Origin of the sequence: Corynebacterium sp. HMSC071F07 (assembly GCF_001810285.1) — a bacterium.
Lineage (GTDB): Bacteria > Actinomycetota > Actinomycetes > Mycobacteriales > Mycobacteriaceae > Corynebacterium > Corynebacterium simulans.
Window position 1 is genome coordinate 143,450 of record NZ_KV800714.1, and the last position, 10,861, is coordinate 154,310.

At 58.5% G+C, this 10,861-nt stretch carries 15 protein-coding genes; 5 read left to right on the plus strand and 10 right to left on the minus strand.

All coding sequences use genetic code 11. The annotated features are described in order from the left end of the window. From HMPREF2724_RS09155 to HMPREF2724_RS09185, 7 genes are all read right to left on the minus strand, one after another. Positions 1 to 213: alpha-amylase family glycosyl hydrolase (locus tag HMPREF2724_RS09155; protein ID WP_246818240.1), on the minus strand; the 213-nt coding region annotated here is incomplete at its 3' end. Beyond that, positions 210 to 395 (minus strand): hypothetical protein, encoded by a 186-nt coding sequence (locus tag HMPREF2724_RS13265; protein WP_061920760.1) that lies wholly within the window; start codon positions 393 to 395, stop codon positions 210 to 212. The genes HMPREF2724_RS09155 and HMPREF2724_RS13265, both read right to left, overlap by 4 nt. Continuing rightward, positions 395 to 760 (minus strand): hypothetical protein, encoded by a 366-nt coding sequence (locus HMPREF2724_RS09165; protein WP_070455552.1) that lies wholly within the window; start codon positions 758 to 760, stop codon positions 395 to 397. Before HMPREF2724_RS09165 ends, HMPREF2724_RS13265 begins: the two co-directional genes overlap by 1 nt. After that, a complete protein-coding gene (locus HMPREF2724_RS09170) occupies positions 760 to 1,581 on the minus strand; it encodes a carbohydrate ABC transporter permease (protein WP_070455551.1) in 822 nt (273 codons plus the stop codon). Before HMPREF2724_RS09170 ends, HMPREF2724_RS09165 begins: the two co-directional genes overlap by 1 nt. Beyond that, the gene (locus HMPREF2724_RS09175) at positions 1,581 to 2,537 is read right to left on the minus strand and encodes a carbohydrate ABC transporter permease (RefSeq protein WP_061920767.1); all 957 of its coding nucleotides are present in this window, start codon (positions 2,535 to 2,537) and stop codon (positions 1,581 to 1,583) included. The genes HMPREF2724_RS09170 and HMPREF2724_RS09175 overlap by 1 nt, the downstream gene beginning before the upstream one ends. Positions 2,538 to 2,735: 198 nt before the next feature. Beyond that, positions 2,736 to 4,019, minus strand: coding sequence for an ABC transporter substrate-binding protein (locus HMPREF2724_RS09180; RefSeq protein WP_070518459.1), 1,284 nt, complete (start codon positions 4,017 to 4,019; stop codon positions 2,736 to 2,738). Between the two features lie 174 nt (positions 4,020 to 4,193). Then, positions 4,194 to 5,186: an ABC transporter ATP-binding protein gene (locus HMPREF2724_RS09185; protein ID WP_070455549.1), complete on the minus strand. Its 993-nt coding sequence runs from the start codon at positions 5,184 to 5,186 to the stop codon at positions 4,194 to 4,196. A gap of 47 nt (positions 5,187 to 5,233) precedes the next feature. Here HMPREF2724_RS09185 and HMPREF2724_RS09190 point away from each other — a divergent pair, with 47 nt between their 5' ends. After that, positions 5,234 to 5,854, plus strand: coding sequence for a hypothetical protein (locus HMPREF2724_RS09190; RefSeq protein ID WP_070455573.1), 621 nt, complete (start codon positions 5,234 to 5,236; stop codon positions 5,852 to 5,854). Positions 5,855 to 5,907: 53 nt separating this feature from the next. Then, a complete protein-coding gene (locus HMPREF2724_RS09195) occupies positions 5,908 to 6,768 on the plus strand; it encodes a biotin--[acetyl-CoA-carboxylase] ligase (protein WP_070588290.1) in 861 nt (286 codons plus the stop codon). A gap of 110 nt (positions 6,769 to 6,878) precedes the next feature. Here the strand turns inward: HMPREF2724_RS09195 and HMPREF2724_RS13410 are convergent, their stop codons facing one another. Beyond that, positions 6,879 to 7,013 carry a hypothetical protein gene (locus HMPREF2724_RS13410; RefSeq protein ID WP_256375026.1) on the minus strand — a complete coding sequence of 45 codons (135 nt, stop codon included), beginning with the start codon at positions 7,011 to 7,013 and terminating at the stop codon, positions 6,879 to 6,881. Between the two features lie 45 nt (positions 7,014 to 7,058). Between HMPREF2724_RS13410 and HMPREF2724_RS09200 the strand changes: the two genes are divergently transcribed. Continuing rightward, positions 7,059 to 7,499, plus strand: coding sequence for a hypothetical protein (locus HMPREF2724_RS09200; protein ID WP_070588293.1), 441 nt, complete (start codon positions 7,059 to 7,061; stop codon positions 7,497 to 7,499). Here HMPREF2724_RS09200 and budA read toward each other — a convergent pair. Then, positions 7,496 to 8,215, minus strand: coding sequence for an acetolactate decarboxylase (budA, locus tag HMPREF2724_RS09205; protein WP_070588296.1), 720 nt, complete (start codon positions 8,213 to 8,215; stop codon positions 7,496 to 7,498). The two genes, HMPREF2724_RS09200 and budA, sit on opposite strands and share 4 nt — an antisense overlap. On the opposite strand from budA, the gene HMPREF2724_RS09210 reads away from it, so the two are divergent. Continuing rightward, on the plus strand, positions 8,201 to 9,481 hold the full coding sequence (locus HMPREF2724_RS09210) for a 5-(carboxyamino)imidazole ribonucleotide synthase (protein WP_070455547.1): 1,281 nt from the start codon (positions 8,201 to 8,203) through the stop codon (positions 9,479 to 9,481). The genes budA and HMPREF2724_RS09210 overlap by 15 nt on opposite strands. A 78-nt stretch (positions 9,482 to 9,559) precedes the next feature. Next, entirely contained in the window at positions 9,560 to 10,060 is a 501-nt protein-coding gene (gene purE / locus HMPREF2724_RS09215) for a 5-(carboxyamino)imidazole ribonucleotide mutase (RefSeq protein ID WP_061920781.1), read from the plus strand. A gap of 23 nt (positions 10,061 to 10,083) precedes the next feature. On the opposite strand, the gene HMPREF2724_RS09220 is transcribed toward purE, so the two are convergent. Then, positions 10,084 to 10,861, minus strand: a 778-nt coding sequence (locus HMPREF2724_RS09220; RefSeq protein ID WP_070588298.1) for a substrate-binding domain-containing protein, incomplete at its 5' end; no start/stop codon positions are given.

The window sequence follows — 10,861 nt, forward strand, 5'->3', positions numbered from 1 at the left end:
GGCGTAGTAATCGGCGATGTCGTAGCCGTCATCCTTCAAAGGGGAGGCGTAGAAAGGCGAAAGCCAGAGACAATCGACGCCGAGCCACTGTAGATAGTCAAGCTTTTCGATGACGCCTTGGAGCGTGCCGACGCCTTGGCCGCCGCTGGGACCCGCGTCCTTAAAAGAGCCGACGAGGGCCTGGTAGAAGATGGCGTTTTCGTACCAATTCATGCGAGGTCCTTTCTTTTTGCGCGCCAGAGTAGATATTCAATGGTGCATAGGCCGCCGGCCAATAAACCGGGCCAGATGGCGGGAGAGACAGAGAAGAGATTGATTACTGCTTGGATTAAGGCAAGGAAGGCAAAGAAGCCAACAAAGCCTAGAGCAGTGTCCCACAATAAAGCCCGACGCATTAGCTGACTTTGAGGTTGAACGCGGTTCCGTCGGACAATTGGATGGCGGTAGCGCCTTCCTTTAATGCGCGAACGCTGGCGTTGTGTTCCGTGGCGCCATCAGTGTGTGCCGGGGAAAATTCAGCGACTTCGGGATTGCTAACCTCGGCATCGAGACCTGTGGACTCGGTGATGACGAGGAACTCATCGATTTTTAGGTCGATGGTCTGACCAGATAGCTCCTCTGTGCTCAAGATGAGTGGGGCAGGCATGCCCGCGGACTCAGCTTGGCTTGCTGCGACTTGTTCCTCCTCCGAAGGCGCGCACGCAGCGCTGGCCAAAGCTAGACAAGCAGAAATAGCGGCAAACCCTAAGTTTTTAAGCATTAGGCCTTCACACCTCCGGCGGTGAGACCGGCGACGATGCGATGCTGGAAGATGAGCACCATGATGATGAGCGGGATAGTGACAAGCGCGCCGGCGGCCATGGTAGCGGCATAAGGGTATTCGAACGCGGAAGGGCCGGAGAAGCGGGCGATGGCCACGGTGACCGGCTCAGTGGAATCATTCGAGAGCTGGCGCGCCAACATGAACTCATTCCACGTGGTGATGAAAGCAATGATGGCGGTGGTAAACAGTGCCGGTGCCGCGAGCGGGAGCAGAACCAGGCGGAAAGCCTGGCTGCGGGAAGCGCCGTCGACGCGGGCGGCTTCCTCTAGCTCCCAGGGCAGCTGCCGGAAGAAGCTTAGCAAGGTATAAACCGTCAGCGGCAGCGCGAAGGAAATATTCGGGATGATCATCGCGCGGTAGGTGCCGATCCAGTCGAGGTTGCCAAACATCTGGAAAAGCGGGGTAACCAAGGCGATGGCGGGGAACATGGAAGCCGCCAGAATTATGCCGGTAACGATGCCCTTGCCGGGGAAGTTATAGCGCGCCAAAGCATAAGCAGTGAATACGCCTACTGCGACCGCGATGGCGGTGGTGGCCAGCGAAATGACCATGGAATTTCCGAGAGCGGCAGGGAAGTTATTGCCCTTATCAGTAGCCAGTGCATCCTGGAAATTCTCCAAGGTGACATGGGTAGGCCACGGCGTGGTGTCGAAAGTGTGGTCTTTATTGCGAAGCGCAGTAATGACCATCCAGTAGAAGGGCGCAAGCCCCCAGAACATGATGAAGATGATGCCTGCGTAGTGTCCGAACTTTTTCATTACTTGGCCGCCTTCCTATTCGCACCGCGCTTACTGCCAGAAACATCGGCCCCCAAGAAGCGAACCAGAATGAAGGCCACGACGAAGATGAGCAAGAAGATGAGAGTGGACAGCGCAGAAGCCGAGTTGAAGTTGCCTTGGCGCATATCCTCAACCACTAGCTGGGAGATAGTGGCAGTAGGGGCGTTGGAAGAAGCCGAAATCATGATGACAGGAAGGTCGTACATGCGCAGTGCGTCGAGCGTGCGGAACAAAATCGCAACCATCAGCGCCGGGCGCACCAGCGGCAGCGTGATCTTGAAAAAGGTTTGTACTCGGCTTGCGCCGTCGACGCGGGCTGCGTCGTAGACATCCCGCGGAATCATCTGTAGGCCTGCCAAGATAAGCAGGGCCATGAAAGGGGCAGTCTTCCACACATCAGCGATGATGACTGCCAGACGTGCGTAGAAAGGATCGGTGGTCCAAGCGATGTCGGTGCCGAGCAGGGAGTTAACGATGCCATCTGGTGCGAACATGAACTGCCACAGCTTTGCTGTAACGGCAGTAGGAATAGCCCACGGCACTAGGACTGCGGCGCGCACTAGGCCGCGGCCCTTGTACTCGCCATTCATGATGATGGCCATGAACATACCGAGGATGGTCTCAAGCAGGACGGTGACCACGGTGAAAAACAGCGTGATCTTCAGCGCCGGCCAGAAATCCGTGGCAATCACGCCCGGAGGACATTGCGCTATCTGCCCAGTGCCGGAAACACACCGGTTATTGATCCAGTACAGGTAGTTCTCAAGGCCTGCAAAGCCGCCTTCTTCAAAGATTCCCGTCTTGGGGTTGAGGTGGCGGTTTCCCTGGAAAGAAAGCCAGATGGCACGCAAGATTGGGTAACCGATGACGACGGCGAGCACAAGGAGAGCCGGCGCGATAAGTCCCGCGGCATGCAAATTCTGCTTGCGCTTCATGGCGGTGGGCGTTGTTACTGCCACGCTGGGGACGCCTTTCTGCTGGAGATTACCTGGTTGGGTAAGAGTCTAACTGGTGTGCCTGACATCAAAGACAATGCGGGGCGTGCGCGAGCACACAAGCTCACCCACGCCCCGCATGGCACCTCCTTCTTGAGCCTTCCTACAAGAAGAAAGGAGCTGCAAGGAGCTTAAAATTTATCCCTGGGAAGCAGCCTCGATGGCGGCCTTCATGTCCTTGGTTGCATCGTCCACGGACTTGTCAGCGGTCAAAGCTGCATAAGCGTTATCCTGCACGGCCTTGGAAATAGCGGTGTAGAACGGGGAAACCGGACGCGGCGCTGCGTTCTCGAGGGATTCCTTGAGAGCTGGCAGGTACGGGAACTGCTCAATGAGGGCTGGGTCATCGTAGACGGAAGCCAGAACCGGCGGGAAGGAAGCCTCAGCGAAGGACTTCTGGTTTTCCTCGTTGATGATGAACTTCATGAAGTCCAGCGCGGTGGCCTTCTTCTCAGAGTTGATGTTGATGCCGTTGTTGTAGCCACCCAGGGTGGAAACACCGACGCCGTCCTTGCCCACCAGCGGCTGGACTTCGAACTTCACGCCCGCATCTTCAGCGTTGGTGTACATATAAGGCCAGTTGATTGCGAAAGCAGACTTGCCCTCGGTGAAGGCCAGATTGGTCTCCTCCTCGGTGGCGGCGGTGGAGTCCTTGGAGATGACGCCGTCCTTATAAGCGTCGACAAGCGCCTGCAGGCCGGCCTTGGACTCTGCGGAATCCACGGAAGGAGCGCCATCATCAGAAAGAACGGAGCCGCCCCAGCCCTCCATGAAGCCGGCGGTGTTAACGGTCAGTCCCTCGTACTGCTTGAGCTGGGTGGTCAGGCAGGAGGTGTCCTTCTTGAGCGCCTCACACGCGGACTTCAGATCAGCGAACTTCTCCGGAGCTTTGTCTGCCAAGTCGGTGTTACGGAACAGCAGCTGGCCGTTGGTGTTCTGCGGCAGTGCGTAGAGGGTGTCGTTGTAGGTTGCAGACTCAACGGTGGAATCCAGCAAACCATCGGTATCAACCTCAAGGTCATCGGTCAGCGGCGCGAGCCACTGGTTGGCTGCGAACTCTGCGGTCCAGACGACGTCGAGTGCCATGACGTCGTAGTCAGAGTTGCCTGCCTGCAGGGACTGAACCAAGGTGTCGCGCTGTGCGTCAGCCTCACCGGCCAGCTCCTTCAAGGTGACTTTTTCTTCTGGGTGCTCCTTGTTCCACTTTTCAATGATCGGCTGGATCTTGTCAGTGTCATTCTTACCCATCGCGAAGGTGATAGGGCCGCGGCCGTCGGCACCGTCTACGGAGCCCTGTGCGGCGGAATCGGATGAGCCTTCGTTGGAGGAGCAGCCTGCCAGAGCCAGCGCGAGAGCAGCGGTGGTTACGACGGCGCCCTTCTGGACGGTACGAAGTTGAGAGCGAAGTACGGACTTCTTCATGGGCAATAAACCTTTCGGAAAACTTCTTGTGCCTTAAAAATAAGTTACAGTGTCCACACTTCGTGGAATTTTTGACCTAATTCACTAGGTAGAAATGAGCCTTCCTGCAAAAGGCCTGCAGAAAAGGAAAAGTTGGGGGTGGCGAGTACCCCCAACAACTCTTTGCAGTTTGGATTAGCGCTCGATGCGTTCGCCCGTTTCGGGGTCGAAATGGTGTGCATTTTTCGCATCAAAGGAGAGAAGGACTTCCTCGCCGCGCTGTGGAGTGCGGCCCTTGTCAGCGCGGGCCACGAAGCGCTTCTCGCCCACATTGATATAGACGAAGGACTCGGCGCCGAGTTCCTCGACGATGTCGACGGTGCCGGGGATGCCGACCGGGCCGTCGATGATGCGCATGTCTTCTGGGCGAATACCGATGCGGCCACCGTCGTAGTCAAAGATATTCATCGCAGGCGATCCGATGAAGCCGGCGACGAATTCGTTGACCGGGGCGTCGTAAAGCTCACGCGGGGACGCCACCTGCTGCAGGACGCCATCTTTGAGCACAGCAACGCGATCACCCATGGTCATCGCTTCAACTTGGTCGTGCGTGACATAAACCGTGGTGGTGCCGAGGCGTTGCTGCAGGCTGGCTAGCTCCGAACGGGTCTGCACACGCAGCTTGGCGTCAAGGTTGGACAAAGGCTCATCCATCAAAAAGACCTTTGGATTACGCACGATGGCACGGCCCATGGCCACGCGCTGGCGCTGACCACCGGAAAGATCCTTCGGTTTGCGGTCCAGGTACTCGCTAAGGCCCAAGATATCGGCAGCTTCTTCTACCTTCTTCTTAATCTCATCCTTTGGCATCTTCGCCAGCTTTAGCGCGAAACCCATGTTCTCAGCCACGGTGAGGTGCGGATAAAGGGCGTAGTTCTGGAAGACCATTGCGATATCGCGATCGCCAGGTTCCAAACCGGTGACGTCTTTATCGTCGATCAAGATGCGGCCACTCGAGGTCGGCTCCAAACCTGCAAGCGAACGAAGCGTCGTGGACTTTCCGCAGCCTGAGGGGCCGACCAACACCAAGAATTCGCTGTCTGCGATTTCCAGGTCAAGGTCTTTGACCGTGGGGGCTGCGGCGTTGGGGTAGGTGATGTTGACCTTTTCAAAAGTGACCTTTGCCATGCGCCTACACTAGCACCCCCGCTAAATCACATATGCTGGTTGGCGCCATGAAAAAGCTTATTCCTCTCTTTGTCCCCCTTTTTGTTCTCCCCTTAGCCAGCTGCTCCGGCGCTGCTTCTGAGGACGTTGCCGCACCAATGACCACCGTCGCCGCATCCCAGACTTCTTCCGAATCCGATCAAACTTCTGCCGCGCCGAGTAGCGAGCCGACGAAAGAATCGGAAAAGCCTTCCAGCTCTGCGACACCCGCACCGCGCGATACCACTTTCAAAAAGATCTTCGGTGAGCAGGCTGACGCCAACGCTGCGCGCGGCTATTTGGAAGAAAACGGCCACTTCGATCGCGCCCTTATGAAGGACAGTCTTACTGCCGCGGGGCTTAACATCTCCGATTCTGAGGTCACTGAATATGGCCAGTGGGTTTGTGAATGGGTGGATCCTGAAATTCGCTACACCGTCGTCATGGAAGGCGATGGCCGCTCGCTGACGGGGGATAAGCGTTTTATCTACGACAAGCTCATTGTTGACACCGTGGAATGGCTGCCGGGCAACCGCGGCATAACCATCTCCCCGGAACAGGTGGAAAAGGCGCTGCCGCAGGCAGTCTTGACTAGCTGCTTGGATGAAAGGTCCGCGCAGGAAATCCTGCATAAGCCAAACTGGTTCTAGCCTTTGTGCTGCGTGTAAACTGCATGCGGCATAGTCGAGTACTCTCATAGGGCATGACAGCAGCACTTGATATTGAATGCATTCGTACCGCGCTGGCGGATGACTTTGCTCTAGTTGAATATGTTGAGCAGACCGGCTCAACCAACACCGATCTTATGAAGGCTGAAAACGTTGCCGATGGCACGGTGTTGCTGACCAACGAGCAGTTTTCCGGCAAGGGCCGGTTAGGTCGGACCTGGGTAAGCCCTGCCGGTTCGCAGCTTATTTTTTCTGTTCTTATCCTTCCGGATTCTCTCGAGCACCTAGGCCCCCTGCCACTGGCATCGGGCCTGGCCGTCACCGACACCGTCGAGGGCTCCGTTCTGAAGTGGCCGAACGACGTTCACATCAATGGCAATAAGCTCTGCGGCATCCTTGCCGAGGCTGGCCCCGTGGGTGCCGCCTTCAAGTCCGCGCCCAAGATCGAAGTCAGCAAGGCTGAGGTAAACAAGGCGGAAGTAAACAAGGCTGAAGTCAATAAGGCTGAGGTCGCCCCGAAAACGCAGGCCGCGCCTGCGCCTTCCGCGCGCGTGGTTGTGGGCATGGGCCTGAACGTCACGCTTACTCGAGAGCAGCTGCCTATCGAAAAGGCCACCTCGCTCATGCTGGAAGGTCGCGATACGGATCGCACGAAATTGGCGATTGCCCTGCTCAAGAACCTGCGTCGTCGCATCACCCAGTGGGAGAACCAAGACCCACAGCTCATGGCGGATTACCGTGCGGTGTGCTCATCGATCGGCCAGGAAGTTCGCCTTGAAGCGCCGACTGGCGACGTCGTGGGTGTCGTCGAGGGCATTGGCGACGACGGCCGCATCAACGTCGGCGGCGAATATTACTCGGCAGGTGATGTCACCCACCTGCGTCCCGTGCAGTAGTGACTCGTTGCTGCGCTGAGTGGAGTGGCGGGGCGCTTTAAAGCACAATTTGCCAAATAGGGCCCGCCGCAGAGCGTGGTAGGCATTCCTATTTGGCAAATTGCGTCTATTTAGGGGCACTGTCCGCTCATCGGACCGCCGCCCATTCCCTGGGAGACCTCACCGGCAATCGCCTCAGCGACAGTGCCGCCGATGGTGACGGTGTAGGAATCGCCGTTGGTGATTTCAGCCGCGGAATAGGCCACGTTGCTGAAGTCCTTCGCCGTCTCCGGCGGGTATCATGCACCCCTATGGGACTGATGAAGATGGGGCGCGGCGAAGTAGTCCGCGTGGATATGACAGCGCCGTTTCGCGCGCTGATCTTTCCTTTCCTTGAGCTCATCCTCATTACCGGCGTGGCATGGATGGGCATCGGCTGGGCGGATGTCCACGGCCTAGATAGAAACCTGCGTAACGGCATCGTTTTAATCTGGGCGCTGCTATCGCTGTGGCGTTTCGGTATGCCGCTGTACCGCGCGCGCCGGCGCCGCTTCATCGTTACTAACCTGCGCGTTATCGCCCGCGAGGGCGGTCACATTGATTCCATCCCGCTGCAGGATATTCGCGGTGCTAGGCGGCGCCGCGGTGGAATATCGCTGGCCATCCACGGTTATGAGCGGCCAATGTATTTCTCTTCCATCCCCAAGGCCAAGCGCGTGGAAGAAATTCTCAACGAGCAGGAGCTCTTCTAATTCTTAACCTCTGTGGTGTGCAGCTGGTGGTCCAGATCCTCAGGAGCCAGGTTGGCTTGCTCGAATTCCTGGGTAAGCGGCAGCCGCATTTCAAGATCGGTGCCGGGGCAGAGCTCGATGGTGGCTTCGTCAACGACGTAGTCCAGTACGTGCCCGCCGGAGCAACGCGCGGCGTCGATAAAGTGAACGTGGCAGCCTGGCACCGAGATTCCCTTTTCAAACACTGGGGTGCGGAAACCACCGATGATGCCCTCGACGTTTTCAAAGTACAGCTCCTTATCGCCGCCCACCGCCTGCGCCATGGGCGGGTAGGGCTTGGACTGTTTGACCACGGTGCGCGTGCGCACTGACTCGAAGCGCCCCGTTATCCGCACCGCGTACATGTAGTTGGCGGAAGGCTCGACTTCATCGACGAAGGCCGAAAGCTCTTCGCGGCGCATTCCGCGCGGTGCTTGCACTTTGATGCGGGGTACGAAATTGGTGGCCACCGCAAAGGGCGTTCCCTGGTCCAGGTCCGCGATGGTGGCAGTTCCGTCGCCGCGCAGCTGGTAACAGATGCCGTCGAGAATCAACATTTCGCCGTCGAGCGCATCGAAGGTACCGATGCCAAAGTTGCCCTTGCCGAGCAGCTCACCAATGGTCATTTCGCCGTCATAAATGCCGTCCAACAGAGCGGCCAGGAGGGAGTTCTGGAAGATGGTATGCCTGACGATCATAAGGTTAAGGCTAGTATTGGATGGGTGAGTCATACAGCAAAGCCCATCGTTACCGTTTATGGCGACGGCCAGCTCGCACGCATGATGCAGCCGGCTGCCGCCGAGCTCGACATCCACCTGCGCATTCTTGCCTCCTCGCAGGAGCAGTCCGCAGCGCAGGTCATTCCAGACGTGGTCTTGGGTGATTACCATGCCTACGAGACGCTGGTTTCTGCAGCCAAAGATGCCGATGCGCTGACCTTCGAGCACGAGCACGTGCCCACCGAGCACGTGCAAGCGCTTATCGACGCCGGCTATAACGTCCAGCCGCAGCCTTCCGCGCTCCTGTATGCCCAGGACAAACTCTTTATGCGCCAAAAGCTGGCGGAGCTGGGCGCACCGGTTCCGCGTTTTGCACAAATCGCCTCTGTTGAGGATGCGCGTAATTTTGCCGAGCTTGTAGAAGGCCGCGTTTGCTTGAAGGCGCGTCGCGGTGGATACGACGGCCACGGCGTGTGGTTCCCCGCTGCAGAGGAGCTGGATTCCCTGGTCGCTGAGCTTCTGGAAGCCGGCACGCCTTTGATGGTAGAGGAGAAGGTTAACCTCACCCGCGAGCTCTCGGTTCTAGTCGCCCGCCGTCCTTCCGGTGAGGTGAAGGCTTGGCCGATTACCCAATCCGTGCAGCGTGATGGAATCTGCGCCGAGGCCTTCGCACCCGCGCCGGGCCTGAGCCCAGAGCTGGCGCAGCGCGCCGCCGAGGTCGGCGAGCTAGTGGCCACCCAGCTAGGAGTGACAGGCGTGCTGGCAGTTGAACTCTTTGCTTACTCCGTCGCTGAAGTGGACAACTGGGGTAGCGCGGCCTCGGCTGCCGCAGCCTCCGCTGCTGGTTTCCCAAGCGATGGGGCAGTAGAAGATATTGCTGTAAATGAGCTCGCGATGCGTCCGCACAACACGGGGCACTGGACCCAGGACGGTTCCGTTACCTCTCAGTTCGAGCAGCACCTACGCGCAGTCTTGGATCTGCCGCTCGGTGAGACCACAGCGCTTGCTCCCGTAACCGTCATGGCTAACGTCCTTGGTGGCCCGGAAGATCCAGAAATGCCAATGCCGCAACGCGTACGTGCCGTGATGGAGCGTTACCCGCAGGCCAAGATTCACCTTTATGGCAAGGATCACCGCGCCGGCCGTAAGATTGGCCACGTCAACGTCGTGGGTGAGGACGTCGAGCAAACCCGCCACATCGCGGCAGACGCTGCGCACTTCCTCGTGCACGCGGCCTGGCTCTAAAAGCTCTGCCTGCATAATTGTTCCGCAGATTCCCGCAACCTTCTTGCTGCCCCCAGTAACAACCACCTAGGAGAAGATATGGAACCGCTCGTTGGCCTCATCATGGGCTCTGATTCAGATTGGCCTACCGTAAAACCTGCTGCCGAAGTCTTGGCGGAGTTCGGCGTGCCTTTCGAGGTGGGCGTCGTCAGTGCACACCGCACTCCAGAAAAGATGCTCTCTTATGCCAAGGACGCGCATAAGCGTGGCCTGAAGGCCATCATCGCCTGCGCCGGCGGTGCTGCGCACCTGCCGGGCATGGTTGCTGCGGCGACTCCGCTTCCGGTCATCGGCATTCCGCGCGCGCTGAAGGACTTGGATGGCCTGGACTCTTTGCTGTCCATCGTGCAGATGCCCGGTGGCGTGCCGGTGGCGACCGTGTCTATCGGCGGCGCTAAGAACGCGGGCCTTCTTGCCGTTCGTATCCTCGGCGCAGGGGAACCCGAACTAACCGAGAAGATGGCGCAGTACCAAGAAAATATGGCCGCCGAGGTGGAGAAGAAGGACGCAAACCTGCGCGCCCAGCTGCTGGGGGAATAGGCGATTTCCTGGAGCTACCGCCCTTAGGAGAACTGCCGGGCGGTGGAAACGCGGGGGATATAAGAGGTAGGAATCTTTACCCCGGTCGGTGTTGTGTTATGCGTAATCGCCTTGGTCAGGTGCTGGACTGCTAGCCGGCCCAGCGCCGCCATGTCCTGGTCCACCACCGAGATCGGCACCGGTTGCAGGCGGAAGAGATTTAAGTCGTCGTAGCCCACCAACGCGATGTCTTCACTGATGGCCTTGCCGGCGTTATAGCAGGCGGCCAGCGCACCAGCCGTCATCATGGAATCACCCGCCACGATGGCGGTAACGCCCTTTTCAAAGAGCTCTAGTGCTCCCACGTAGCCGTCCTTGCGGCGGAAGCCGCCTTGTGCATAATGCGTGGAAAACTCGCTGCTTGCACCGCGGAAGACTTTCAGCCGCTGCCTGCCCGTAGAAGTTTGCTGCGGGCCTGGAATATAGCCGACCACGCGGTGACCCTTTTGACGCAGCTGCGTTAATGCCGCGAACATGCCCGGGCGCGGGTCTGAGGCAACGGCAGGGAAGGGCGGCAGCTCGCGGTCGATGAGCAGCAGCGGCCGGGATTTCGCGGCGTCTTTTAGCGCTGCTTCGGCGCCTTCAACCGGGACGGTGATGATGCCGTCTACCTGCCGCCATGTCAGTGCGTCGAGTGCTTTGGCTAAGTGCTTAGGTGACTCAGAGCAGGTGGTCATGATGGCGGCGATGCCAACGCGCTCGGCCTCGGCCTCAATCGCGGCAGCAATGAGTGCGAAATAAGGATCCGCCAGGTTCGGAATC

Bases quoted from the DNA above. Each gene is read 5' to 3' on its own strand.
- HMPREF2724_RS09180 (WP_070518459.1), bottom strand. From the start codon at position 4,019: ATGAAGAAGTCCGTACTTCGCTCTCAACTTCGTACCGTCCAGAAGGGC.
- HMPREF2724_RS09175 (WP_061920767.1), bottom strand. From the start codon at position 2,537: ATGAAGCGCAAGCAGAATTTGCATGCCGCGGGACTTATCGCGCCGGCT.
- HMPREF2724_RS09170 (WP_070455551.1), bottom strand. From the start codon at position 1,581: ATGAAAAAGTTCGGACACTACGCAGGCATCATCTTCATCATGTTCTGG.
- purE (WP_061920781.1), top strand. From the start codon at position 9,560: ATGGAACCGCTCGTTGGCCTCATCATGGGCTCTGATTCAGATTGGCCT.
- HMPREF2724_RS09210 (WP_070455547.1), top strand. From the start codon at position 8,201: ATGCCTGACGATCATAAGGTTAAGGCTAGTATTGGATGGGTGAGTCAT.
- HMPREF2724_RS09200 (WP_070588293.1), top strand. From the start codon at position 7,059: ATGGGACTGATGAAGATGGGGCGCGGCGAAGTAGTCCGCGTGGATATG.
- HMPREF2724_RS09190 (WP_070455573.1), top strand. From the start codon at position 5,234: ATGAAAAAGCTTATTCCTCTCTTTGTCCCCCTTTTTGTTCTCCCCTTA.
- HMPREF2724_RS09165 (WP_070455552.1), bottom strand. From the start codon at position 760: ATGCTTAAAAACTTAGGGTTTGCCGCTATTTCTGCTTGTCTAGCTTTG.
- HMPREF2724_RS13265 (WP_061920760.1), bottom strand. From the start codon at position 395: ATGCGTCGGGCTTTATTGTGGGACACTGCTCTAGGCTTTGTTGGCTTC.
- HMPREF2724_RS09195 (WP_070588290.1), top strand. From the start codon at position 5,908: ATGACAGCAGCACTTGATATTGAATGCATTCGTACCGCGCTGGCGGAT.
- budA (WP_070588296.1), bottom strand. From the start codon at position 8,215: ATGATCGTCAGGCATACCATCTTCCAGAACTCCCTCCTGGCCGCTCTG.
- HMPREF2724_RS09185 (WP_070455549.1), bottom strand. From the start codon at position 5,186: ATGGCAAAGGTCACTTTTGAAAAGGTCAACATCACCTACCCCAACGCC.